General features: G+C 61.8%; 24 protein-coding genes. 8 read left to right on the forward strand and 16 right to left on the reverse strand.

Annotated features, from left to right (window positions below):
• Positions 1-111: 111 nt before the first annotated feature.
• Genes ACSION_RS11075 through ACSION_RS11090 form a run of 4 tightly spaced genes read right to left on the reverse strand, consistent with a single transcriptional unit; the run spans position 112 to position 5751 of the window.
• A complete protein-coding gene (locus tag ACSION_RS11075) occupies positions 112-1227 on the reverse strand; it encodes a hybrid sensor histidine kinase/response regulator (RefSeq protein ID WP_394694839.1) in 1116 nt (371 codons plus the stop codon).
• A complete protein-coding gene (locus ACSION_RS11080) occupies positions 1224-1814 on the reverse strand; it encodes a chemotaxis protein CheB (protein WP_185896167.1) in 591 nt (196 codons plus the stop codon). Before ACSION_RS11080 ends, ACSION_RS11075 begins: the two co-directional genes overlap by 4 nt.
• A complete protein-coding gene (locus tag ACSION_RS11085; RefSeq protein WP_425504916.1) occupies positions 1811-2635 on the reverse strand; it encodes a CheR family methyltransferase in 825 nt (274 codons plus the stop codon). The genes ACSION_RS11080 and ACSION_RS11085 overlap by 4 nt, the downstream gene beginning before the upstream one ends.
• Positions 2632-5751, reverse strand: a complete 3120-nt coding sequence (locus ACSION_RS11090) for a hybrid sensor histidine kinase/response regulator (RefSeq protein ID WP_185896165.1) — start codon at positions 5749-5751, stop codon at positions 2632-2634. Before ACSION_RS11090 ends, ACSION_RS11085 begins: the two co-directional genes overlap by 4 nt.
• Before the next feature lie 136 nt (positions 5752-5887).
• Here ACSION_RS11090 and ACSION_RS11095 point away from each other — a divergent pair, with 136 nt between their 5' ends.
• The gene (locus ACSION_RS11095) at positions 5888-6277 is read left to right on the forward strand and encodes a response regulator (RefSeq protein ID WP_185896992.1); all 390 of its coding nucleotides are present in this window, start codon (positions 5888-5890) and stop codon (positions 6275-6277) included.
• Positions 6278-6337: 60 nt separating this feature from the next.
• On the opposite strand, the gene ACSION_RS11100 is transcribed toward ACSION_RS11095, so the two are convergent.
• The 8 genes from ACSION_RS11100 to ACSION_RS11135 all read right to left on the reverse strand — a co-directional run bounded on the left by ACSION_RS11100 (position 6338) and on the right by ACSION_RS11135 (position 13658).
• Entirely contained in the window at positions 6338-8632 is a 2295-nt protein-coding gene (locus tag ACSION_RS11100) for a xanthine dehydrogenase family protein molybdopterin-binding subunit (protein WP_435305949.1), read from the reverse strand.
• Entirely contained in the window at positions 8625-9683 is a 1059-nt protein-coding gene (locus tag ACSION_RS11105; protein WP_185896163.1) for an FAD binding domain-containing protein, read from the reverse strand. The genes ACSION_RS11100 and ACSION_RS11105 overlap by 8 nt, the downstream gene beginning before the upstream one ends.
• Complete coding sequence (locus ACSION_RS11110) at positions 9680-10243, reverse strand: (2Fe-2S)-binding protein (RefSeq protein ID WP_185896162.1); 564 nt, start codon at positions 10241-10243, stop codon at positions 9680-9682. Before ACSION_RS11110 ends, ACSION_RS11105 begins: the two co-directional genes overlap by 4 nt.
• Before the next feature lie 105 nt (positions 10244-10348).
• Positions 10349-10744 (reverse strand): H-NS histone family protein, encoded by a 396-nt coding sequence (locus tag ACSION_RS11115; RefSeq protein ID WP_185896161.1) that lies wholly within the window; start codon positions 10742-10744, stop codon positions 10349-10351.
• A 92-nt stretch (positions 10745-10836) separates the two neighbouring features.
• Positions 10837-11499: a M23 family metallopeptidase gene (locus ACSION_RS11120; protein WP_394694836.1), complete on the reverse strand. Its 663-nt coding sequence runs from the start codon at positions 11497-11499 to the stop codon at positions 10837-10839.
• A gap of 2 nt (positions 11500-11501) precedes the next feature.
• Positions 11502-12458 carry a L,D-transpeptidase family protein gene (locus tag ACSION_RS11125; protein WP_394694835.1) on the reverse strand — a complete coding sequence of 319 codons (957 nt, stop codon included), beginning with the start codon at positions 12456-12458 and terminating at the stop codon, positions 11502-11504.
• 76 nt (positions 12459-12534) lie between these two features.
• Positions 12535-12933, reverse strand: coding sequence for a hypothetical protein (locus tag ACSION_RS11130; RefSeq protein ID WP_185896160.1), 399 nt, complete (start codon positions 12931-12933; stop codon positions 12535-12537).
• Between the two features lie 5 nt (positions 12934-12938).
• Positions 12939-13658, reverse strand: a complete 720-nt coding sequence (locus tag ACSION_RS11135) for a response regulator transcription factor (protein WP_185896159.1) — start codon at positions 13656-13658, stop codon at positions 12939-12941.
• A 417-nt stretch (positions 13659-14075) separates the two neighbouring features.
• Here ACSION_RS11135 and ACSION_RS11140 point away from each other — a divergent pair, with 417 nt between their 5' ends.
• From ACSION_RS11140 to ACSION_RS11150, 3 genes are all read left to right on the forward strand, one after another.
• Positions 14076-15407 carry a hypothetical protein gene (locus ACSION_RS11140; RefSeq protein WP_185896158.1) on the forward strand — a complete coding sequence of 444 codons (1332 nt, stop codon included), beginning with the start codon at positions 14076-14078 and terminating at the stop codon, positions 15405-15407.
• 222 nt (positions 15408-15629) lie between these two features.
• Entirely contained in the window at positions 15630-16553 is a 924-nt protein-coding gene (locus tag ACSION_RS11145; protein WP_185896157.1) for an NAD(P)/FAD-dependent oxidoreductase, read from the forward strand.
• Between the two features lie 390 nt (positions 16554-16943).
• Positions 16944-18023, forward strand: coding sequence for a catalase family protein (locus ACSION_RS11150; RefSeq protein ID WP_185896156.1), 1080 nt, complete (start codon positions 16944-16946; stop codon positions 18021-18023).
• Positions 18024-18123: 100 nt separating this feature from the next.
• On the opposite strand, the gene ACSION_RS11155 is transcribed toward ACSION_RS11150, so the two are convergent.
• Positions 18124-18783, reverse strand: a complete 660-nt coding sequence (locus ACSION_RS11155; RefSeq protein ID WP_185896155.1) for a DUF6766 family protein — start codon at positions 18781-18783, stop codon at positions 18124-18126.
• Between the two features lie 139 nt (positions 18784-18922).
• Between ACSION_RS11155 and ACSION_RS11160 the strand changes: the two genes are divergently transcribed.
• Positions 18923-19354, forward strand: coding sequence for a response regulator (locus tag ACSION_RS11160; protein ID WP_185896154.1), 432 nt, complete (start codon positions 18923-18925; stop codon positions 19352-19354).
• 96 nt (positions 19355-19450) lie between these two features.
• Here ACSION_RS11160 and ACSION_RS11165 read toward each other — a convergent pair whose 3' ends face one another.
• Together ACSION_RS11165 and ACSION_RS11170 are read right to left on the reverse strand one after the other, a co-directional pair.
• Positions 19451-21850 (reverse strand): catalase, encoded by a 2400-nt coding sequence (locus ACSION_RS11165; RefSeq protein ID WP_185896153.1) that lies wholly within the window; start codon positions 21848-21850, stop codon positions 19451-19453.
• An 87-nt stretch (positions 21851-21937) separates the two neighbouring features.
• The gene (locus ACSION_RS11170; RefSeq protein WP_185896152.1) at positions 21938-22546 is read right to left on the reverse strand and encodes a hypothetical protein; all 609 of its coding nucleotides are present in this window, start codon (positions 22544-22546) and stop codon (positions 21938-21940) included.
• A gap of 169 nt (positions 22547-22715) precedes the next feature.
• Here ACSION_RS11170 and ACSION_RS11175 point away from each other — a divergent pair, with 169 nt between their 5' ends.
• A complete protein-coding gene (locus ACSION_RS11175) occupies positions 22716-22892 on the forward strand; it encodes a hypothetical protein (protein WP_249720555.1) in 177 nt (58 codons plus the stop codon).
• Here the strand turns inward: ACSION_RS11175 and ACSION_RS11180 are convergent, their stop codons facing one another.
• Positions 22893-23918: a magnesium transporter CorA family protein gene (locus ACSION_RS11180; RefSeq protein WP_185896151.1), complete on the reverse strand. Its 1026-nt coding sequence runs from the start codon at positions 23916-23918 to the stop codon at positions 22893-22895. It abuts the gene before it with no gap.
• Positions 23919-23970: 52 nt separating this feature from the next.
• Here ACSION_RS11180 and ACSION_RS11185 point away from each other — a divergent pair, with 52 nt between their 5' ends.
• Together ACSION_RS11185 and ACSION_RS11190 are read left to right on the forward strand one after the other, a co-directional pair.
• Positions 23971-24240: a hypothetical protein gene (locus ACSION_RS11185; RefSeq protein ID WP_185896150.1), complete on the forward strand. Its 270-nt coding sequence runs from the start codon at positions 23971-23973 to the stop codon at positions 24238-24240.
• A gap of 565 nt (positions 24241-24805) precedes the next feature.
• Positions 24806-25189 (forward strand): hypothetical protein, encoded by a 384-nt coding sequence (locus tag ACSION_RS11190; protein ID WP_185896149.1) that lies wholly within the window; start codon positions 24806-24808, stop codon positions 25187-25189.
• Positions 25190-25256 lie beyond the last annotated feature (67 nt).

Here is a 25256-nt window from a genome sequence, read left to right on the forward strand (position 1 = left end):
ATCAAAGCTGTACTCGCGCGCTTGCGCGATGAGCTGGCCCAGTTGCCGACTAGGTACGTTGAGGGGAAATGTAGGACGCGCTAGCGCATGCCGATCTAGATCCCTACAGGCTCACGAAATTTTTTCGAAACGAGCTTCCAGGTGGACTTGCCCGTTGTCGTTGGTCGCCGACAGCGTGCCGCCGTGTGCCTTGACGAACTGGTCAGCAATGAACAGCCCGAGCCCGAGTCCTTGGCTGGCATGGAATGCTCCCTTGAATGGCTCGAATAGGCGAGGAAGCAACTCTTCGCTGATATGGCCGGGGTTTGAGACTCGCACCACCACAGCGCCCTGAGTCGCGCTTTCCAAGACGATACGAACCGATCCCTCTTTGCCATGGATTACCGCATTGCCGACCAGGTTGATCATTACTTGGGTCAGTCGATCCGGATCTGCCTTTACCGACAAGGGATTTCCGGCTTCAAAAGCAATGTCTGCGTTGGCATGGACGCGCTTTACTTCATCGATCGCGCCCAACAGCACCTGCGTTAGATCAATGGTCTGAGGCTCGATCTGGAAGCCGCCCGAGCGGATGCGGGAAAAATCCAGCAGTTGCTCCACCATCCGCGCCATCCGCCAACCACTGGTTTCCAGTTGGGACAGCGTCCGTTGGACGCGCTCGTCCCCGGGAAGCTGCAGTGCCAGCTTTTCTGCACACAGCAGCATGGCCGAGAGCGGTGTCCGCAGGTCGTGCGTCAACACCGCCATCATGGTCTCATTGAGCTTGAGGGCTCTCTCCAGCGATTCGGCGCGTTCTTTTAGCAGCTGCCGCTGCTGGAACAGCTGGACGAACACGTTCGTTTTGCTGAGGATGACGTGGGGCTCGATGGGCTTGTGCAAGAAGTCCACCGCACCGGCTTCATACCCCTTGAAAGCGCGCTTGGGGTCGTTCGGTGAGGCTGTCAAGAAGATGATCGGCACTTCCCGGCTACGCGCTGCACCTCGCATCAGCTCGGCCAGTGAAAAGCCGTCCATCTCCGGCATCTGCACATCAAGCAGGGCCACGGCTACCTCGTGGACGAGCAGCAGTTCCAGTGCCTGCGCGCCAGAGGCGGCGCACAGCACCTGCACCCCGTCGGCTTGCAGAAGCGCGCGCATGGCCACCAGGTTCTCGGGCACATCGTCCACGACGAGGATATTGATCGGCTCGCTACGCACCGGCTCAGGATTGGACAAGGTCAAGTTCAAGGCTGAAAGCTCCGTAAGCGGACACGCATCTGATCCAGGGTAAGTACCGCATCAGCGCCTGCATACGCCAGCGCTGAGGCGGGCATCATGGGTGAGCTGGCCTCTTCCGGTTGCTGTACCCATGCTTGTCCACCACCTGCCCGAATGGCGGCGACACCCTCGCTGCCATCGTTGGACGCACCGGTCAACAGGATCGCCAGCACGCGATCAGCAAACACGGCCGCTGCGCTTTCGAACAAGGGATCGATCGCGGGACGAGAGAACAGGACCGGCTCATCCAGGCTGAGCGACATCGTATCCCGATCTTCCACCATCAAGTGGTAGTCCGGTGGCGCGATCCAAACCGTGCTCGGCGTAAGTGGTGCCTTATCCTCTGCCTCGGCGACGGGAAGCGCGCAGTACTGTGCAAACAGTTCGGCCGCCTGACTGGGTCGATCGCGCGGCAGGTGCAGGACAATCATCACCACTGCCGGACAGTTCGCCGGCAAGGCCTCCAACAGCGCCCTCACGGCGCTCACACCTCCCGCTGAAGCGCCCACGACGATCACGTCTACGGTGTCGCAAAGGCGTGGCGCTGGAGAGCTCATGCGATCTTCCGGTAAAGCCGCTGCGCACGCGAGCTGACTTCAAAGTCCGCAGCGTGCTCACCAAACTGCAGCGATTCCTTGCTACCCAACCCCAGGAAACCGCGGTGCACCAAGGCCTCATGGAACAAGCTCACTGCCCTGTCCTGCAGGCTGCGCTTGAAGTAGATCAGTACATTGCGGCACGACACAAAGTGGACCTCGGAGAACACCGCATCGGTGGCCAAGCTGTGGTCGGCAAAGACGATGTTGCGCTTCAGGCGCCGATCGAACAGGGCGCCGTTGTAAGCGGTCGTGTAGTAGTCCGAGAGCGAGCCGCGACCGCCGGCAGCCAGGTAGCTACGGCTGAACTGAGCCATCCGATCCAATGCGAATACCCCCGCCTCGGCGCTGGCCACTGCCTCAGGATTGATGTCGGTGGCATAGAGCACCGTGCGCTCCAGCAAGCCCTCTTCATCCAGCAGGATGGCCAGCGACCACACCTCCTCCCCCGTGCTGCAACCGGCTACCCAGATCTTGCACGACGGGTAGGTCTTCAGCACTGGCACTACTTGCTCCCGCAGGACCCGAAAGTAGTCCGGATCCCGGAACATCTCAGAGACCTGGACCGTGAAGTACTGCATGGCCTGGGTAAACAGCGCCGGCTCGTGGAGCAGCCGATGTTGCAACGTGGCCACGCTATCGCACTGGAAACGATCCATGGCCTGGCGCACGCGCCTGCGTAGGGAGGAGATCGCGTATTCGCGAAAATCATAGTGGTAGCGTCGGTAAAGCGCCTCCAGCAAGACCCCCAGCTCCAGATCGAACAACTCGCTGGGGGTCATTGCCGCGCGCACCATACCCGGCACAAAGACACCAGCTTTTCCACATCGACCGGCTTTGCGATGTAGTCGTTCGCACCGGCCTCCAAGCAATGCTCGCGATCATCGGCCATGGCTTTAGCCGTCAGTGCAATGATCGGCAAATCCTGCCATTGCGGGTTGCGACGAATCTCGCGCATGGCCGTCAGTCCATCCATCTCCGGCATCATGATGTCCATGAGCACCAGATCGAAGTCCTGATTGACGAGGGTGTCCAACGCTTCACGTCCGTTGCGCGCGATTTGCAGCTTTACACCCAGCGGCTCCAATACACTGGACAAGGCGAAAATGTTGCGCACGTCGTCCTCGACCAGAAGGACATTGCGGCCGTCCAGAACCGCATCACGCCGACGGACTTCCCGCAGCATGCGCTGCTGGTCTCCGGGAAGCGTTGCCTCCACACTGTGCAGGAACAGGGTGACCTCATCCAATAGCCGTTCCGGCGAGCGTGCCCCCTTGATGATGATGCTCTTGGAATAGCGTCGTAGACGCTGCTCTTCATGGCGTGTGAGTGCTCGACCGGTATACACAATCACCGGTGGAAACGCGCCGGTGGCACTGGTCGACATCTTCTCCAGCAGGTCATAGCCGCTGCCATCGGGCAGGGCCAGATCGGTAATCATGCAGTCGAAAGTGGCGACATCAAGCTTTTCGATCGCCTCGGCAATCGTGCCGACGGCGACGATCTCCAACTGATCGCGAGCAAGCAAAAGCTGCAGGTTCTGTCGCAGTTCCTGATCATCTTCCACGATCAACAGTCGGCGCACATCGCGCGCGTGCGTCTGTTCCAGCTGTTCAATGGCACTGGCCAACCGCTCGCGGGTAGCCGGTTTGATCAGATAGCCCACCGCGCCCAGTTCCAGGGCCACCTGGGTGCGCTCCAGCGCGGACACCACATGCACAGGCACGTGACGGGTGACTGGATCGCGCTTCAGCCGCTCCAGCACGCTCAAGCCCGATACATCCGGCAAGCCAATATCCAACAGGATGCCATTGGGCCGCAGCTCAGCGGCCAATCGCAGCCCTTCCTCGGCGGTGGAGGCCACTACACAGTCAAACCTGAGTTCTTGGGCCAGGGCGACCAGAGCCTGGCCAAATTCGACGTCATCCTCAATCGCCAGGATCAGGCGGTCTGGATAGCGTCGCGTGATGGGACTGGCGGCCACCGGTGCGCTGGCGGGGGCCTGTGCGGTAGACGTCGTGGCGGGTACTGCGATCGGGCCGGTGGCCTGATTCGCCGGACTGATGGTCCGCGGTGCCGAGGGTGCAGCCTGCGAATCCTGATCGGCGGCAGGTGCTCCATCGGTGGGGATGACCAAGGTAAAGCAACTGCCGCGGCCGGGTTCGCTCTCCACGGTGAGTGCCCCGCCCATGCGGGCGGCCAAATCACGCGAGATCGCCAAACCGAGCCCCGTGCCGCCGAAGCGACGGCTGGTGCTGCCATCGGCCTGCCGAAACGCCTCGAAGATCACTTCAGTCTGCTCGCGGGCGATGCCGATACCGGTATCGCACACAACAAATCCGACGCGATTCTGGGCGTCATGCTTGACGTGCATCGTGACCGAGCCGCGCTCTGTGAACTTGATGGCGTTGGCCAGCAGGTTCTTCAGGATCTGCTGCAGGCGCTGTCCGTCGGCCACGAACTGGGACGGAGCGTCGGACGCAATCTCCAGCGCCAGGTCCAGCCCCTTTTGGCGCGCCAGCGGATCGAACGTCTCACGTAGGCGCTGCACCACGCTTTCGGTGCTGAGGGTGTCATCCTGCAGTTCAACGTGCCCTGCCTCGATCTTCGACAAGTCGAGAATGTCGTTGATCAGCGCCAGCAGGTCATTGTTGGACGAATGAATCGCTTGGGCGTATTTGACCTGGTCCGCAGTGAGCGTGCTTTCCTTATTGTCGGCCAGCAGTTTGGCCAGGATCAGCGAGCTGTTCAGCGGCGTGCGCAGTTCATGCGACATGTTGGCCAAGAACTCGGATTTGTAGCGCGAGGCGGCCAGCAGGTCTTCCCGACTGCGCATCAGGTTGTCCTGTGCCGACAGCAGCTGCTGTCGCTGCCCTTCGAGTTCGTGGGTCCGCTCTTCAAGCTGCACATTGGTCTGTTCCAACTCAGCCTGCTGCTGCTCCAAGTTGACCTGGGATTGCTGCAGGGTGCGGCTTTGTTCCTCCAGTTCCTCGTTGGCCACCCGCAGTTCTTCCTGCTGGGCCTGCAGTTCCTCGCCTTGGCGCTGGGTTTCTTCCAGCAGCTCAATCAGTTCACTGCGCAGCATGGCGGTTCTGAGGGCAATACCAATGGTATCGGCGCACCGCTGCAGCAGCTCCATGGCCGTGGACTCATCGACCGGGGACTCAATCAGGCCCAGCTCCAAGGCCCCACTGGCAGCGCCATCGGCGGTGAGCGGTGCCACGAGCAATTTGACTGCCGCGCTTCGACCTAGCGCCGACTCAACACCGACATGGGAAGCCTCAATGCCACGAACTACCCGGGCGCTTTGTTTGGCGATGGCTTCCCACAACTGGCCAGAGCCGGCGGCAATCCGGGTGGGAACCTCGCGCGCCAGGGCAACGCCGCCTACCAGGACCAGTTCCTGGCCGTTCAAACGGTACAGCACGCCGGTATGGGCACCCAGATGATCGCACAGCACCCGCAGCGCCCCCTCGGCCAAGCTGTGAGGGGTCTGCTCGCCTTGCAGCACGCCGGCAACCTCGTTTTCCACCTCCTGCAGCCACAGCGCTCGCTCGGCCTGCAAGCGAGCACGAATGGCCTGCATCACGATCAGCGCCGTGGTAAGGAAGCAAACCCCGCCCACCGTTCGATTCACTACGGAGAAGGCTGAATTGTGACTGGGGGGAGCCAAATTAAAACCGACCACCAGCAACGCGCACGCCAATGCGGCGATCGCCACCGGCACCCACGGCCGGCGCTGGTACACCGTCACGCCAATGGCCAGGAAGTACAACAGCCAAACGGCATAGCCCAACGGGATGACAGCCTCCAGCCCGATGGTGGTGGCCGCCAAACCCAACGAGATGATGGAAATGATGGTGTCGCGGTGACGCTTCCCCTGTTCCTGCTGGCTCATCGCCTGCCCTTGCCCCGAGTGCAAAACGCCATGCTACCTTCATTTACGTTTACAACTTCTTCACGCTCTTATCTCAATCCTTTTCCAACTTTTTTCAGGGGAGCGCGTGGCAGTGGACGACACCAACAGCAGGCAGATGGGTGCTTCGGACAGTCCTTCCTCGGATCTGACACCGGCGGGAGGCTCGATTCGGGTGCTGTTGGTCGAGGATCAGGTGGAGCTGCGCGCTCTGCTGTCCGATGTCCTTCAAGACGCGGGCATGGAAGTTCGCATTGCCGAGGATGCGCATAGCGCCAAGGTGATCCTGGAAGACTTCCCGTGCGATGTCCTGGTCAGCGATGTGCACATGCCAGGTTCGGAAAACGGCATTGATTTGGCCGAGCACCTGAAGCGCTCACGGCCGCAGGCGCGGGTGATTCTGGCCTCAGGCCATCCCCCACGGCAGCTCCCCAGCCTGCCCGGGTATGCGCACTTCCTGCAAAAGCCGTTTCGGCTCAATCAGCTGATGCAATTGCTGGCTGCGTAAGCTAAGCCAGGGAGTCCGACGTCGGGCGTTCTAGCTACAGTAGATCGACACACGCTTTCGCTAGATCGCCCCACTGTGTGCAAGTCCGGCCATGACCTTGTCTGGAGTGATGGGCGTGTCGTAGATCCTCACGCCCACGGCATGATGGATGGCATTGGCGATGGCCGCCGATACCCCTACAAGACCGATCTCACCCACCCCTTTGGCCCCCAGCCGGCTGACCACCCGATCGTCTTCATCGGCAAAGAGCACGTCAATCTCGTGGATGTCGGCATTCACGGCCAGGTGGTACTCAGCGAAATCGTGGTTCATGAAACGCCCCAGCCGAGGATCATCATGGGTTCCCTCATGCAGCGCATGGCTGATCCCCCATACCACGCCCCCCAGGATCTGACTGCGCGCCGCCATGGGGTTGATGATGCGGCCGGCGGCAATGGCGCTGACAACCCGCGTGACCCGTATCGTGCCCAATGCTTCGTCAACACGCACTTCGCAGAACACGGCCGAATGCGTGGCCCGCGCATATTTTGACTGCTCACGCTGGTTTGGCAGGAGCAGATGGCTGGCCCGGAGTTTTCCGTCCTTGGCCAACGCCATCAGCTCAATAATCGGAACGCTGGCCCCACCGGCCTTGCGCCGCAAACCCCCTTCGACACACTCGACATCGTCATCCTTGCAGCCAGAAAACAGCTCGCCGTGATGGCGTTTGGCAAGCTTGAGCAGGCCGGCGCGCAACTTATCGCAGACCCCTTCAATGGCCGATCCAATCGTGGCCACATGGGCAGAACCCCCCTGCACCGGTGCCACGGGCAGGGTCGAGTCACCCAGTTCAAAGGTGACGTGTTCCAGCGGCAAGCCCATGGCGTCAGCGGCGATTTGGGCCATCACGGTGTAGGTGCCCGTGCCGATGTCCGAGGCCGCGCTACTGACGCGAAGCCGGCCCTGCGCATCCAGGACTGCTTTGGCACGGGCAAACATCTGCAGGGCATCCCAGGTCCCGGTGGACATCCCCCACCCCACATACTCGGTACCGATCTTGGTGGCACGAGGTGCTGGGGGGCGTTGTGACCAGTTAAATCGCTCGGCCCCCAAAGCAAAGCACTCCCGCAACGCTTTGGAGGAGAACGGCTTGTCCTCAATGGGATGCACCTCGGCGTAATTGACCAGCCGAAACGCCAGCGGATCCATGCCGACCTCGCAGGCCATGGCATCGATAGCCACCTCCAAGGCATGGACGCCGTGGGCCGCGCCTGGTGCACGCATATCCATCGGCGTGAACCGGTCCAAGTCGACCAGCTTGTGCGATAGACGAATGTTCTCGCACGCATACAACTGGCCCGACCAGTTGGCCACGACCTCGGTGTAGTCCTCCGCGCGTGAGGTTTCCGTCAGCACATCATGCTCGATAGACTGGAGCTGGCCTTGGGCGTTCGCTGAAAGCCGGATCTGCTGCCACGTCTCGGGCCGATGCCCGAAGGTGAACATCTGCTGGCGTGTCAGTACGACACGAACCGAGCGGTCCAGATACTCGGAGGCCATCACTGCCAGCAGCGGGGCGTAGTTGGGCCGCAGCCCCGAGCCAAAGGCACCCCCCACGAAGGCGTTGCGCACGCTCAGTCGGGACTTCGGGATCCCCAGGGCATGGGAGGCGTACCAACGGCTGTTCTGGGAGCCTTGGGTCTTGTCGTGTACGACCATGCAACCTTGGGCATCCCGCACGACGGTGGTGGCAAACAGCTCCATCGGATTGTGGTGCTGGGCCTCGGCATAGAAGGTTGCCTGCATCCGGAACGGGGCGTTGTGCCACGCGGCTGAGGCATCACCCTTTTCTTTGGGAGGCGGCTTGTAGCCGAACTTGATGCCTTTTGGGCTGTGGCCTTTGTCCAGGTTCGCACGCAGTGAGGTCTCGTGGGGCTCGGGCGCCACCTCCACTCGCACCAACATCGCGGCCCGGCGCGCCGCCTCAAAACTGGTAGCGACCACCAACGCCACCGGCTGTCCGCTGTAGACCACATGCTCGTCGTAAAGCGGTCGGAACGGCTTGCCGCCAGGCGCGATCAAGTCTTTATGGAATACGCGCCCTGCCCGCATCCTGGGCCGCCGCTGGTGCGTGAGCACCTCCAATACTCCTTCCACGGCCAGGGCGGCATCCAGATCGATCGCAACAATCGTGCCCCTGGCCACGGCAGTGTTGACGACGACGCCGTAAGCCAGATCGGGGGCCGGGAATTCGGCGGCATAGCGGGCCTGACCCTGTACTTTGGCCGGTCCATCGATCCGGGTAAGCGGTTGCCCCTTGCGAACATGTCCGGTGCCTGGTGCGGCCACAGGCACGCGAGGATCGACCTCACTCATGGGCCTGCTCCCCAGATGATTCTTTGAGGGCCGTGTCATTGGTGACGGTGCCGTGGGCGGCCACGGTAATCCCGCGCACCACCAAGCGCCGGGCCAATTCGATCTTGAAGTCGTTGTCGCCCTGCCCGATGGCACCCTGCAGCAGCCGATCAGCCACGCGCGCGGCCGCCTCGGCAGTGGGAGGCTTGCCCACCAGCAGGGCTTCCGCCTCCTCCAGCCGCCACGGTTTATGGGCCACTCCACCGAGAGCCACGCGCGCCGACACCACGGCTCCCTTATCGGAGAGCTCCAACCCGACCGCCACCGAGACCAAAGCAAACGCATAAGAGGCGCGGTCGCGGATTTTCAGATACACCGAATGAGCCGCATAGGGATTGGGTGGAATCACCAGCGCCGTGATCAAGGCATCGGACGGCAAGTGCGTATCGTGTTCCGGGTGATCGCCGGGCAGGCGATGAAAATCGGAGAACGCGATCAGTTCGCGTCCTTGACCTCGCTCCACCTCGACATGTGCCTCCAAGGCGGCCAGGGCAACGCACATGTCGGAGGGGTGAGTGGCAATACAGGCCTCACTTGCGCCCAGGATGGCATGCTGACGGGTCACGCCCCCGATGGCGCTGCAGCCACTGCCTGGCGCACGTTTGTTGCACGGCAGCGCCACATCGTAGAAGTACATGCAGCGCGTGCGCTGGAGCAGATTGCCCCCGTTGGTGGCAGCATTGCGTATCTGGGGCGAGGCGCCGGCAAGAATCGCCGAAGCCAGCAGGGGGGCGTGCTCGCTGACCAAGGGGTGATAGGCCGTATCGGCGTTATGGGCGGTGGCGCCCAGCCGCAAGCCGTCCTCGGGCGACCATTCGATGCCATCCAGCCCCAGGCCGCTGATGTCGACCAGGCGACTGGGCTGGGTCACGCCGGCCTTCATCAGGTCCAGCACATTGGTGCCACCGGCGATGAACTGAGGACGGGTAATACGCGGCTGCTGCGCCACATGACCCAACGCCTGTCGGGCGCCACGAGAATCGCAGGCCGATACCAACGTAAACGGGTTCATGCCGGCACGCTCCCCACAATAGTGGGGCACTGGGGATCGCGTGCCTGCTCAATCCCCGCGACCTCGCACACCGCGGAGGTGATTTGGGTATAGGCGCCGCATCGGCACAGATTGCCGCTCATCAGTTCCCGCACGTCATCACGCGTGCGGGCGCGGCCTTCGTTGATCAAACCCACGGCCGAGCACAGTTGGCCGGGCGTGCAGTAGCCGCACTGGAATGCATCGTGCTGCAGGAAGGCTTCTTGCAGTGGATGAAGGGCTTGGCCATCGGACAAGCCTTCCACCGTGGTGATGGCTTTGCCCGCCTGAAGCGCGGCCAGCGTCAGGCAGCTATTGATCCTGCGCCCATCGATCAACACGGTACAAGCACCACACTGGCCGTGATCGCACCCTTTCTTGGTGCCGGTCAGAGCGAGCTGCTCACGCAGCACATCCAGCAGTGAGGACCAAGCCTGAACCTCAAGGGCGTGATCGTTGCCGTTGACTTGCAGGGTGACGGAGTGACGACTGGGTGTATCGGCGGTTTGGGGCGTTTGCTCTGCCACAGTATCGCGTGTCATGGCGGGCCTCCTTCTCGATCCGAGACTGAGGTCAACACAGTGAAGATGACGAGAACCCTCCCCTACCGTCACACCGCCTTGACCTCACACAGACCGATACGGCCGCTAGCCTGGGAACTTCGGGAACTTCTCGTTGGGGTGGCGTGCCTTCCATTCCTTGTAGGCGGCCGTGCCTTCCCAGGCAGCAAAGGCACGAGGCGCACGGCCTCGACCTGACCAGGTTTCACCGCTGTGTGGCAACCAGTACTTGGGGGCTACCTCTTTATTGCTCGATGCCTTCTTGCGCGGTGCGCGCTCACCACTGCCCAGCGCCGTCACCAGCTCGGCTTTCTGCTTGGCAGAGAAGTGGGCACCAAACTGGGTCAGAAGTTGCATCACATTGGCGTAGGCGTCCGAGGCCTGCTGCTGACGTAGCTGCTCTTCTTGCTTATCCAGATCGCGCAATTCTTCTTCCAGTCGAGCTCGCGTGGTCGCAATGGCGTCCAAGGTGGTCTTAGTCATTCAAGGATTCTTGTGGTCGGCTAGGCGCGGGGTGAATAGCCGATTCTATAGCAGCACCTGCGCCGCGAACCCAGGCAACGGCAGGAGTTACGTTATTGGCTTTGAGTCAGCGCTGGATACGGGTTGATCGCTGTGCCCTCCCACCAACGCTTCTCCGGGCCAAGTTCGAAGATGGCAAAATGCAGATGCGGTGCGTCAGGACTGGCGTTGCCGGTGGATCCTACATAGCCGAGCAGTTGGCCGCGGGTGATCTGCTGTTGCTCTGCCAGCCCCGGTGCATACCCTTGCAGATGCGCGTAGTAGTAGGCCAGTCGCCCAGCGGGGTCGAATTGGTAGATCGTCAGTCCGCCTCGCTCGCTGGTGAACAGTTTTTCGATGTGGCCATCGGCCACGGCCAGTACGGGAGTGCCGGCAGGAGCCATGATGTCGATCGCATCATGGCTTCGGCCCTGGCTTCTGGCATCGGTAAACGTGTCGACCAACGCGGTTGCCTGTACCCCTTGCACCGGTATCAGCAGAATGCCCGACGGATCCGTGCGTGCTGCCGGTGCAGGTAACGCAGGATCTGATGGAAGCTGCGTCATTGGCGCGTCCGGGCTCGCGACGACGGCCGGCTTAGCTGCGCCGACGTCAGTCGGGGTGGCCGATGCGCTGGGGGTAGCGTCAGGTGGGGAAGTCGGCGAAATCTCGACGCCGGTCCACAGCAAGGCGGCCAGCGTGCAGACCACGACAATCAGCGCAAGCAGGTATCTCACCCCTACTCCTGCATGGTCACTGACAGCGCCGGCGACACGGCACGCGCCACGCGCTCAACATCCCAGTTGGTAAGTCGCACACAGCCGTGTGACTGGGCTTTGCCGATGGCGCTGGGTTCTGGGGTGCCGTGCAGGCCGTAGTGCTTCTTGGACAGGTCGATCCAACGCGTGCCCACGGGATTGTTAGGCCCAGCGGCGATTTTGGCTTCCGCGTGCGCCGGGTCAGCGTCCCAGAACAGTTTGGGGTTGTAGTGGAAGGTCGGATTCTCTGCGACCCCGACGATCTTCCAATGTCCTACAGGAAGCGGATCCTTCTCGCTCCCTGAGGACACCGGAAACTGTGCAATAAGGGCACCGTTGGCATCCAGAAGTCCCAATGTGGAATCGGACTTGTCGATCACCACACTGGCCGCTTTCGGCAGCGCCGTGAGGCTGGCCACGTTTGGCACCTGCAACGGCGTACCGGCCTTTGAAAAGTCCGCGTTCGGATTCAGCGCCTTCAGCAATGCGGGTGAGATATGGAAGCGCTCGCCCAAGGCCTCTTCGATCGACTCAAAGGCCAACGAGGACAACGTGGCCTGCGCCATCATGTCCTCGGGTATGGAAGCCACGGGTTGTCCCACATCGTCGGCCGTCAGCGTGTAGGTCACCAAGGCAGGCGCTGCGTCTTGATTCAATGAGGTCCATGTCGCCTCATCCAGTTCTCCGGTGACCTTCAACTTCCGCGCCTGCTGATACCCGCGAACCGCACGCCGCTGATTCGAGCCGGCGCGCCCATCGATTTCCCCGGGTGAGAAATGGGCACGATCCAGCAACACTTGTGCTCGCACGAGGGCGGCCATGCCCTGGCGGGTTGCGGGATCATTGGCTTGGGCGGCCAGGGTGTTGTCGGGTGTGGCGGCATACCCCGGCAGCGTGAGCAGCAACACCATCCCCGCAAACAGACATTTCGAACGCATAGGCCTCTCCAAGTCAGTTATCCCTGATCTTGGTGGCCGTCATGTCATGGCCGTGTAAAGCAACCTCCCGTACAGGCTAGTGCATCAGACCGGTGGGATCGCTCTCGTCATGGCTAGCGCCTGGACCAGGCTCCTGCGCGGGTGGATTACTCAACCATGCCCACGTTGCCAGCACCAGCGGCCGCGCTTGCGCCCATACCTGCGTGGAATCGCCGCCAAGCTCATCCCACAGCACTTCCAGATATTCCTCATCCTGTGGCAGCACACAGCTGCCGTAGGTGATGAGCCCCAAGGCATAGGCAGGGCAAGCATCGCCCCACTCCATCTCTGCCCTGGCCGCATCCTGCCTGGCGAAGGCATCGAACCCGTCTGGAATCGGCGTCATGCCGGGATACGGCAGACAGTGCGCAACGCCTTCCTGTGCGGACAGGCGCTGCACCAGGTTCTCAAAAGCGTGGGAATCAATCCGGCCCATGCTACTCAGGCCGCCTGAGCATCCTGAGCATGGGACGCCTGACCGATGTTCGCCGCCAGGCGGTAGCCGGCGCTCTGCACCGTGTGCAGCATGGGCGTAGCGAAGCCCTTGTCGATGGCTTTGCGCAGGTTGTACATGTGACTGCGCAGGGCATCAGAATCGGGCAGATCATCCCCCCACAGCTCACGTTCGATTTCCCGGCGCGAGACCACGCGCGGGGATTCGCGCATCAAGATGGTCAACAGCCGCATTCCCGCGGGCGTAAGCTCCAAGCGACGTCCATCCCGTTGCACGATCTGCGAGGCAGGATCCAACGTGAGATCGCCCACCTGCAACACGGCTCTGGCGACTTCCTTACGATTGCGGCGGATGATGGCCTTCAAGCGCGCTTCCAGTTCCTGGGTCGCAAAGGGCTTGGTCAGGAAATCGTCCACGCCCGCCTCTAGGCCGACCAGCTTGTCCTCCAGGGTATCGCGCGCGGTCACCATGATGATGGGCGTCGCCACCCGCGCCTCCGTGCGCAGCTGTTTGACTACCTGCAGGCCATCCATGCGGGGGAGGTTGCCGTCCAGAATGATGGCGTCGTATCGATTTTCACTGGCCAGCCGATACCCTTCGGCGCCGTCGACCGCGTAGTCCACTTCCAGGCCCTTGGCTTCCAGGAAATAGCCCACGGTTTCAGCCAAACTGCGGTTGTCTTCAATGATCAGAACGACGGCAGACATCAACACGGCTCCTGTAGTTCAGTTTGGTGAAAAATAGCCTGATGACCTGTCGAGGCGGCGTGAAAACCGCCGTTGCAAGACCCAAGGCTATCTTGAGCCGTCGCCCCACTTCTGAGGCCATCATCAACTTGGATCAAGGCGTGCAAGTTGGCAGTAATGACAGAGGTGGTTTCTGGCGTGAACATGACCTGGAAGTCAGCATGAGCCCGCGCGCCGACTGCTAGGACAACATAATGGCTGCCGTGCCGGTTTGCCGGACACCCAATATTGCTCCATATATCCAACCGCGTGAGTCAGCGATCTGTGAGCCGGCGCATCGGCTCTCGACTGCATTGCCGTACCCCTCACCGCAGAGAGTCGGTGTAGTCTTCCCGCTGACCGGCAGGATCCGGCACTAGGGGGGTAGAGATGGGGACTATGGGCCGGCTGGCATTGGTCATTCTGTGCTTTTCAATTTTGGGCTTCCAAGCACTCGCATCCGAATCATCGGGCTGGCAAGCCGTCTCCTTCGCAGGCTTACAACGCGACGAAACTGTTCCCACAACCGATCATGCGGCCACGTGGGGCGTGCTTTCTTTATTGGCCGACACCAGCTGGGCCAAAAGCAGTGACCCCACCAGCATAGGCACCTTGCATGTCATCGACACTTTTACGTGGATCGAGAACCGAAAGGCCCTGAGGATCGAAAGCAACTCGTTCGGCATCATAGACGTCTGGACCGTCCGTCCCGGAAAGGTTCGCGGCGAACTGCAGGCCGAAGCTGTTTCACCCGTGGGCACACGTTACAAGACCACTATGCGCCACTTGGACAACCGCACGGTCGTTTCTGACTGGTACAAGGTTATCGGCAAGGTGTACTCGCGGCTCGTGTTCACACTCAACGGCAGTGCTGATCGCTTGATGCGTATCGAAACAGTGTCGCAAGACGGCTCCAGGCCGCCTTGGCAGGCCGTGACCGAAGATGAATTCGTCCAATTGGGCTGGCGGCAGACATCGGGCCCTGACACAGCCGCGCTGGTGCAGCAAGCCAACGCTACCTGGCAGGCCCAGTTGGCAAAGGCAGAAGCAGAGCGCAAGGCGGAGGACGCACGCAAGGCAGCCGATCGTCGCGAGCAGCGTGCCGCACTGCTTGGGGCGATTGTTTCGGGTACGACGCGTGCGCTTTCGGAGTCCGCCGAGGAGTATCGACAAGCGCGAGCGCATCAGGAGATATTCCTGGGCAGCACCGCGGCGCAGGTGGCCACCGTTGCCGCGCAGGCGGGGGACTTGCAGAAACAGGGAACAGCGGGGGACGTGCAAGACTTCGTGAGACCAGGTGCTTCACACCGACCCGCCGATCCGGCGCCGCCGCCTTCGCATCTTTCTAATCAAGCCGCCGCAACCCCAGCACGAGGACGCAATGGAGCCCTTCCTACGGCGGGAAAACCGCTGCGCTTCGTGATGATGATCTCCATGCGTAATCTCCCTGACGACAGTTCCAATTCAACATGCTTCTCAAATGTCGTATCTCGTCCTGGTCCGCCAGGCTGGGGTTCGGCTGGGTTCTTGCCACCTGGCTCTGGCGCACAAGCGACCGCGGACATTGAGAGCCTGAAGGCAAATTTCATCTCAAAATGCCGGGCCGCGAGCGGTCGAGAGATAACCAGCGAAGCTAACTTCACATATGTTTGGAATCAGTCGTCCGATGACGAGGCGCGAGTTGATGGCGCCGGTCCGCGTGTCCGTGAAGACGTCGCTGTGTCGCTCTGAGCCAAGGCGTCGGCTCAGCGACCCAATGGACGGGCGCGGAAGCGGGGCCCACCCCTCCTACGGCCGTGCGAGCGCCCATTCGATCTCCGCTTGATCGTCCGGCTTTAGATCGACTTCTATGCCGCTAGTCGGCTATACGATTTAGGTAGTCATTGATATTCCACGGTGCTTACAGGCATGGCTAGTCAAACCTCAGCACGCATAATGCGATCCCGAATGCCCATGAAGTCCTCCGCACCAACGAAGATTTGGGATTGCCTCATCGTCGGAGGCGGGCCGGCCGGTCTGACGGCGGCCACGTACTTGCGTCGTTTTCATCGCTCCGTGGCGCTCATCGATAACGGGCAGAGTCGGGCGAAATGGATTCCCAAGACCCACAACTGCCCCGGATTTCCGGCAGGCGTGGCGGGGAGCGCTCTGTTGGCCCGATTGGGCGAGCAAGCTGGCCAATACGGGGTCACGTGCATCAAGGCCGTGGCCTCCCGCATCGAAGTGGGGCTGGACGTTTTTACGATCACCCTGCCCCGACGGAGCCTGCAGGCTTACACGGTGATCCTGGCCACCGGCGTGGAAGACACGCTGCCCACCCTGAAGGTGCTGAGCCCCAAGACGGCCATTGAGCGCGGCTTGCTGCGCCTGTGTGCGATCTGCGATGGGTATGAAGCCACCGATGCGTCCATTGGCGTCCTGGGCCCACCGGAATCGGCCTTGCGCCACGCCTGTTTCCTGCGCGGGTTTTCCGCCAGGGTGAGCGCCCTGACGCTCAAAGACGGGTCGCGGGCCTCACAGCGATCCTTGCAGCAGGCCCGCGAGCTAAATATTGGCGTGTTCGAGTGCGAGCCCACGGTGCGTATGACGGGCAACCAGTGTCGGATCGTGGATCTCCAAGGCAGGGTCCATCGGTTCGACACGGTCTACGCTGCGTTGGGCACTACCTCTCGTTGCGAACTGGCCACGGCCGCCGGTGCCCGTCAAACGGCTTCCGGGGAACTGTTTACCGATGCCCACATGCAAACCTCCATCCCGGGTTTGTACGCCGTCGGCGATGTCAGCAGTGCGATCAATCAGATTTCCGTGGCCTTCGGTCAGGCAGCCATCGCCGCCACCGCCATCCATCGCCAACTGGCCACCGTTGCGCGTAGTTAGGATTCACCGACCTTACACGCACGGTTTGACAGCTTGCCTCGGGACCCCCTGCGCGCCATGACCTATGCCCCATTCGGATAAGCCTGCCTTACCGCCGGACTTTCAATGGGTAGAGGGCGCCGGAAAAGACACCGTGTGCATGGCCTCCATCCCGGTGGTGGATGTGCTTGGCGAGGGCCAGGCATGGTTGGCCGTGGTGGTGTTTGCCTCGCCCGAGGTGGTCCCCCAGCGGATGGCCTGCAGGAACAAGCAGGCGGCACTGCGCTGGGCGAGCCGATGGGTGCACCAACGTATCAACTTGCTCACGCGAGCGGCCGCCCGCATGCATCTGAACCCAGCTTCGGCTCCCGACAGGGGCTAGGAAAAACCGACCGTGACGAAAGTGACCCCGTGACCAAGTTTGCTTTGCCGGTTCTTTTCCGACCTTCCGTCGAATTCATCGGAGCGGAGGAGAACGACGCGATCCTCGAGCTGGAAACGCTCTTCTTGAGCATGGCCCACCGGGTGGCCCAGCAGGAAGGCGTGGCCCATCGTGCCGTGCATGCCAAAGGGCACGCACTGGTGCGGGGCACCTTTCAGGTCCATGGCGACCTGCCACCGGAATTGGCCCACGGCCTGTTTGCCAAAGCGCGGTGTTTCGAAGCATTGGTGCGCTTTTCCTCGCCTCCTGCCGAGCAATTGCCAGATACGGTCTCCACGCCACGGGCACTGGCGCTCAAGGTGCTACATGTGGAGGGCGAGCGTGCGGCCGGCAGTCTGCCGGGGCACTCCCAGGATTTCCTGATGGTCAATGGACCGGCCTTCACTGCGCCCACGCCTGCCGGTTTTGTCGGTCCAGCCAAGTTGCTGGCCGCCACCACCGAAAAGATGCCGCGCACCAAGACCGTCATCTCCGCCACGCTGCGAGGCGCCGAGGCGGCGTTGGAGGCGGTCGGCCTGCAGAGCGGTAAGCTCAAGGGCTTGGGCGGGGAGCCGCAGCGACATCCTTTGGGAGAAACCTACTTCACCCAGGTCCCATTCCTGTATGGACCGTACATGGCCAAGTTCTCGTTGGCCCCGCTATCGCCTGCACTGCAAGCGCTCGCTGGCACCGCCATCCCCAATGAAGGTGATGCCCAACGCCAAGCGATCCAGAGCGCGTTGGCCAGTGAGGAAGCGCTGTGGGCCTTTAACGTCCAACTGTGTCGAGACCTGGAGCGCATGCCGATCGAAGATGCCTCCATCGCCTGGCCTGAAGAGGTCAGCCCATGGATCACCGTGGCGACTTTGGCGCTGCCGCCCCAACGCTCCTGGTCGGGCCTGTCCGAGCAGACGGAAAAATCGCTGGCGTTCTCTCCCTGGAATGCGCTGGCGGCCCATCGCCCCCTGGGCGCCGTCAATCGAGCGCGCAAGCGCGTGATGGCTGTATCACGTCAGTTCCGCAGCAATTTCAATCGGTGCCCGATCACGGAGCCGGACGGCTCGAATTGAAGCGCTGCAGCCGCTAGCTCTTTCGCTGGCGCGACATCGGCCCCTCGATGCCCGCCTGTTGGGACCGACACGCTCCAACGACAGACGCCTTGCCCTGCGATCACGTCCCGGTTTGTCCATGCGGCGCGGCAAGGGCCTTGGACTCGGGTGATTTGTCCTGTCGCAGGAAGATGCTCAACACGACAATGGACAACACCGCTAAGAACTCGCTCTGCCAGTTCTGCATGGACTCAAACCAGAACTGCGCACCGCCCAGATGCGTGCTCCAGGGGATGGCGGCCAAACCCTGCGCGATGCGCTGCTCGTTCTCATGCAGCCAGCTTCCATAGGCATGCCCTATGAAGGCGCCCAGGAACAGTACGCCGAAGGCCACGCTCAAGGAATTGGCGTAGATCCACTTCCATACCCCCCCTTTCGTCACCGGCGTCGGGGTTGGACCGGGGTCGACCCGTTCTTGTTCCTGCGCCGGATCCAGCTCACGGGACTCTGCCGATCCGCGTTGCCGCAGCCACACCGTCAGCAGTACGTACATACCCATCTGCAGGAATTCGCTCTCCCAGTTCTCAAACGTCGCTGACAGGAAGTGACCTCCCTGCAGGTAGGTCGTCAGTGGCTGCGCCGGTTGTCCCTGCTGCACCCGTTCCTGGTTGTCTGCCCGCCAACCGGTCAACGTCTGGGCGGCAAAGAAGACCAAAAACATGCCCAGCAATACCAGCGACAGGCCATTGCGATACCAAAACGAGGTGCGTTGGGACGTCATAACCGGGCTCCTGTCGGGGACGGCAAGCTTGGGGGGATCAATCTCGAAGAACGAATGAAGTACGCCCTATTCATGTATGTGAGTTGGTATAGTGAACCGGTCTCATCCGCATGAAGAACCGATCATGTTGCCTCCTGTAATGCCGACCATCCTGTTGGCCGAAGACAGCGATAATGATGCCGAGATGGTGCTCGATGCATTTCGCGAGGCGCATCTGGCCAACCCTATCGTGCGCGTGTTCGATGGCGTGGAGGTGTTGGAGTACCTGCGTGGCGAAGGCAAGTTCTCTGAGCGGCCCGTTGACCGCCCAACTGTCTTGTTGCTGGACCTCGAGATGCCGCGACTGGGTGGTATCGAGACGTTGACGCAGATCCGCGCCGATCCCGCGCTGGCGCACCTGCCGGTGGTGATTCTTACCTCATCCCGACAGGAGTCCGATGCGATTGCCTCGTGGAATCTGGGCGTCAACGCATTCGTGCTCAAACCCGTGGAACCGGCTCAATTCGTGTCGGCACTGAAGGTGTTGGGGAAATTCTGGGCGGTCTTCAACCAGACCCCGCCGGCACCCTGACGATAGGATCTCGGCGCCGTGGGACACGCGTTGGGTGTCCCACACAGTGGATCTGCAATCAACGGCCAGATTCACCGTCCCCAGCCGCCAGCGGTTCTACAGCAGCGGCGGATCGGTTTCCCGCTCAAAGTGCTTATGTTTGGCCAAGGCCTCCAAGAAGCTAGCGATGGCACCCTTGGGCGGGTCGCTATGAAGCAGCAGACCGGCATCCTCCTCATCGCGCAAGACCCCTGCACCTTCCACGAAGGCCACCGCCTCGCCCAAGGCCAGAATCGTTTTCAGATGGCGGAACTGGTCTTTAACGAACTCGCCCGCCCGCCCATCGCGCGCCCACGCTTTCGCCGTTCCCTCGCCATCGGGAAGGATGACGCCGTCAAACAGGACGGACGGCTCGTTTTCGAAGGACGCATCGGCATCGATCTGGCTGCCGTCTGCCGCGCTAAAGGCGCCCACTCGGGGTCCGATTAGTCGACCCACAGCGCCGGCCTTGACCAGTGCCTTCTGTGCCGCCGCCACCTGCTCCCCATCCACGCCATCGCCGACGAAGATGGCGACCTTGCGCGTAGCCACCCCAACCTGACCGGGTAGCGCGAACATGGAGAGCGCCTCGGAGGAGGTCACTTCCGCCTTAGGCGGTTTTGGCAAGGCACGCGGCATGGGCTCGGGCAAGGTCATGCCTAACCCGTCTGCCACCTGGGCGGCCAGGTCCTCGGAGGCATTACGCAGCATGGAGACCACGCGCTGACGGATGGCCGGCACGGTGAGCTTGGACAGCTCGAAGCGGAACGCGGCGACGATGTGCGCCTGCTCTACCGGCCTCTGGCTGTTGAAGAACAACGCGGCCTGGTTGAAGTGCTCAGCGAATTTTTCCGGTTTACCGCGCACCTCGTCCTGCTCTACAGGCTCGGGAAAGGATACGAATCCGGCTGCTCCGGCCTGAAACGGACATCCGCCGCCGAGCGAGTTGGGCTCGTAGGCCACCTTGCCACGGTGAATGGCTTGGCGGTGCAGACCATCGCGCTGATTGTTGTGTACCGGGGCGATCGGTGCGTTGATGGGAATCTCATGGAAGTTGGGACCGCCCAGTCGAGAGAGCTGGGTATCGACGTAGGAGTGGATGCGACCGGCCAAGAGCGGATCGTTGGTGAAATCGATGCCAGGAATGACATGGGCCGTGCAAAAGGCGACCTGTTCGGTTTCGGCAAAGAAGTTGTCCGGATTGCGGTTGAGCACCATCCGTCCCAAGGGAGTGATAGGCACCAGTTCTTCGGGCACGATCTTGGTGGCATCCAGGATGTCGAAGGAGAAGCGCTCGGCGTCCTGCTCGGAGAACACCTGCACGCCCAGCTCCCACTCCGGGTAGGCGCCGGCCTCAATGGCTTCCCACAAGTCGCGCCGGTGGTAGTCCGGATCGCACCCGGAGATCTTGACCGCCTCGTCCCACAGCAGCGCATGGGTGCCCTGCAGCGGCGTCCAGTGAAACTTGACGAAGCAGGACTGGCCCTGGTCGTTGACGAAGCGGAACGTGTGCACGCCAAACCCCTGCATCATCCGGTAACTACGTGGAATGGCCCGGTCTGACATCAGCCACATCAGCATGTGGGTCGACTCGGGCATCAACGAGACGAAATCCCAGAACGTATCGTGGGCCGAGGCCGCCTGCGGCATGGCGTGATGGGGCTCAGGCTTGACCGCATGCACCAGGTCGGGAAACTTCATCGCATCCTGGATGAAGAACACCGGCATGTTATTGCCCACCAGGTCCCAGTTGCCTTCATCGGTATAGAACTTCACCGCAAAGCCGCGCACATCCCGAGCCGTGTCCTTGCTGCCACGCTCGCCGGCGACGGTGGAGAAGCGGACGAATACCGGCGTGATCTTTCCGGCTTCCTGAAACGGCGCGGCGCGGGTCAGTTTGGTGTGCTTCTTGTAGGACTCGAAATAGCCATGCGCCGCAGAACCGCGTGCATGCACGATGCGCTCGGGAATGCGCTCATGGTCGAAGTGGGTGATTTTTTCCCGCAGTATGAAATCCTTCAACAGCGCAGGCCCGCGCAACCCCGCCTTGAGCGAGTTCTGATTGTCGGCCACCGGCACGCCCTGATTGGTCGTCAGGCGCTGCCCGCTGCCATCTACCCTCACCCGATCCAGCGAACCCACGGTGGGGTTGGCCCCGGCGTCTGCACGCGTGCCCACTTTGGCTGATTCATTGCTTTCCGCCAGCGTACTGGCGCTCACCAACGGCGAGGGCGGAATGATCTCGGTGCCTTCCGGCGGCATGGTGGCCTGCTGCCGCCCATGCTCAGCAGCCTTGTTCTCATTGAAGGGCAAGGCCGCCACGGTGGCCTCGACGTCAGCGGCCTGCTTGGCAAGTAGATCACCCGTCCCCCGCCTCGGCGCCTTGGCAGCGGCACTGTCGGAGTTGCGAGCCGATGATTGTCCGCTCACGTTCTTTTTGGGAGCGGTCTTGGATCCGGGTTTACGCGAAGTTGCCATGTCGGTGCCTGCTTCAAAAGGTGCGCGCCTGAAGGCGCGGAACAAAGGTGGATGACAACAAACCCGCCGGTGGGCGGGTTTGTTGGGTTAGAGCATGTCCTCGCGGGCTTGCTCGGCGCGTGCGGCGCCGATGGCCGTTTCCACTTTCTTGACTTCTTCCGGCGGCGGTAGCACCGCGGGCATGCCCAGCGCCTGGATCCACAGTTCCCGGCACCAGCCCTTGGTGTGGTAGAGGTGATGGTCTTCATCCTCCTCCACTTCCTCGTAAGCGGCCTTCAGGATCTTGGCGAGCTTATCGGTGGAGGACTCGGCGACCTTGCCGATCAGCTCCCAGTTCGTATGGTCCTTGGTCTCTGCCAAGACCACACACTCACAGGCCACCAACTCTGCTGCAGCGGCATCGGCATTGGCGCGCGCCATTTCAATGGCGGCCACCAAGGAGGCGCCGTTATGCGCCACCACCTCTCTGCCCGGACTCATCTCTTCGGTGTCCAATCCCAGTTCTTCAAAAACCTGGGTCAGCACCTGCTCGTGATGCTTGGTCTCATCCAGGTATTCCTGCCACTCCTTGTGCAGGTCCTCATTCACTGCTGCGGCGATGGCGGCGGTGTAAATCTTGATGCCGCCGCGCTCGGTTTCCAACGCCTGCAGGAGAAGTTCTTTCACTTGTTTCGGATCATAGCCCTTGCTTGCCATTACTGACTCCATTAGCTGGGGATAAGCCATTGATATAGCGCCGGCCTCGCCAAGGGTTTGTGAAAGCAGGTTCACCCGACACACACCTCGGAGCTCTCAATCTCCCCTTCCCTGCCGGCTTGCCGCGATGGCCGGTTCGCCCCCCCCCACTCTCTTGTAGGAGATCGCAATGCGAGACCGTAAAGATCCTCCCAGCCCCGACGCGCCCCAGGCGCCGTCGGAGTCGCCTACCCAGCGCCGGGAGCGCAAGGCCCATGAGAGTGACAATCAGGATCAGGCGCTGGAGGAAACCTTTCCGGCCAGTGATCCGGTGTCGCCCTTTGTACCGGCCAAAGCGCCCGAGTAACTAGAACCAGCCCCTGCGCTTGCCCCAAAAGATGGAGGTAGCGGCCAGCACGAGCATCAGCACCACAGCCACGGTAAACCCGATGACCCCGGTCTTGAAGAATGGGGCCTCGAAATTCATCCCCAGGATGCCGCCCACGACGGCCAAGGCGCCCACCACCACCGTCACGAAGGTCAACACCTTCATCGTCTGGTTGGCCGACAACGCCGTTTGACTGCTGAACAGCTCGAAGCTGCCCACGACCAGATCGCGCGCGCTTTCCACCATGTCCATCGCACGCTCATAGTGGGTATCCAAGACCCGGAAGTGGCGTGCGGTGACCTCGTCCTCTTCGGGGCGGAAGTCAGGTCGTGACAGTGCAGTAAAGACGATGCGGTGCGGGGCCAGCATGCGCCGTAGACGAGAAGCCCCTTTGCGCAGATCCCGCAGTTCCTGCAGGCAGTTCCGGGGGTTGGAGGAGAGCACCTCCACCTCCAGTCGTTCCACCGCCCCTTCAAATCGGGCCACGGCCTCGAAGTAGGTGCCCAGATGCCACTCCAACAAGGCCGCCACGAAGCTGCCCGATCCCAAGGTGCCCACCGCACTTCTGGACGCGCGTCCCTCTCGGAACGTGTTCAAAAAGGGCACGGGCGCGTGATGAAGCGTGACCACCAGGTTCTTCCCTGCGATGAGGGTAAGCACGGTCCCGGTGAAGTTGGGGCTCGCCGATTCGGCCACGCCCACCACCCGCATCCAAAAACAGGGGCCACAGGTTTCCAAGGTGGGGTTGGTGTCCGAGCCCAGGAAGCCGGTGATCGCCGCGGCCGGCAAGGACAGCGCTTGAGCCAGGTGCGCGAGTTCTGACTGGCTCGGGGATTGAAGGTCGATCCATAGCAGCTGGTCGGCGTTAGGGTCGATCGCCAGCGCCTGGTCAACGTGCGCGATTTCACGGGAGTCTTGTCCGGTATGAAATAGCATCGCGTTGAAAGCACGGTCTTCAGCCTCCGGCATCGCGCTATCCGCGCCGGGCGTTCGGGTCTCATCCATGCGGTTCACTCATGTCACCTGCGGGATCTAAATCGACGATGGAGCGTGTTGTATGTCGCCTGATGTGATCGGCTGGTTAGCCTCGGCCATTCTGCTGGCCACCTTGGTTCGGCAGATCCAGAAGCAAGCGAGCACGCCCGAGAGTGAGGGGGTGTCCACCTGGCTGTTCCTGGGCCAAATGGCCGCCTCGCTGGGCTTCGTGCTCTACAGCTGGCTGGTGGAGAACTGGGTGTTCATCGTGACCAACAGTCTGATTTTGCTGACCGCGGTCGTGGGCCAGATCGTGATGTGGAAGAAAAAGCGCGCCAGTAAACCATCGTGAGCTAGAAGACCCGAGCCATGGCTGTGGATCTGCCGACGCCAAGCCATCGGTTCACCCCGCCTTACACCCAGGCCCCTATGCTGCGCCGCATCAGGAGTGTCTCATGCGCCGAAACACGACCCGTCAGGTTGCACGCCAACTCACCGATTTGAGCGTCGTGGCACCAGAGGTGATCTCCCATCGCGTGGTACGGCTAGCCAGCGGCGGCCTGCGCTCCGCTGCCGATCGCAGAGAGCTTTCCCGCATGTCCCTTGAGAAATGGGAAGCGGCCTGGCTGGCATGGGTGGCCATGGGTACTGCCGGGGCGGCCTTTTGGATGCGAATGGCCACCTCCTTTTCGCCCTGGACGGTAACGACGCCTCCGATGCCCTCTCACCAGACGTTTGAGCGGCTGCTGGGTCAAGTCACGACGGCGGGTTTGGCGCCCTATGTGCGCATGGCTAAGGCCAATCGCCGACGTCTGGGGCGTAACCTTCCCTCGTCATCGCGATAAGCCCGCGCCCCGCTTTCCTGGCTCTGTGCGCGAGACCGACATGATGCTTTCTAAGACCCACGTTGACTGCTAATGAGCTCAAGTGCGCCCCTATCCCAGCTTCAACATACCGTCGACGGACGCGCGCTCAAGACCGGTGACGGTGAGCGCGGGATTGCGGTACGCGTGGGCTCGTGCATAACGCTGCAGGTCAACCTCGCGCCGGGACAGCTAGCCGGATTTGCCGCAGGGACCGATTCAGTGGCGCTATCGGAGTGGAACGACACCGGTGCATTTGAGTTCCACGTACCCGAGCATTTCCAGGGTGAGGTCCTGCAGATCTACGTGGCGGTGCGCGCTAAAGCCTCCACCGGCGCTCAGACAAATCCATGGCTGGGTCCGGTCGATGCGCAGCGTGTGCTCACCTATCAGGTCCATCCAGGAGACGGGGACGCCACCACGCTGCCCTGCGCTTGAAGGCTAACATCAACGCAACTTCACCACGACACGACACGCGGGTTTCTAGCCTGACCCCTTTCTGGGA

It is taken from the genome of Pseudoxanthomonas sp. LjRoot125, assembly GCF_964252705.1.
Lineage (GTDB): Bacteria > Pseudomonadota > Gammaproteobacteria > Xanthomonadales > Xanthomonadaceae > Pseudoxanthomonas_A.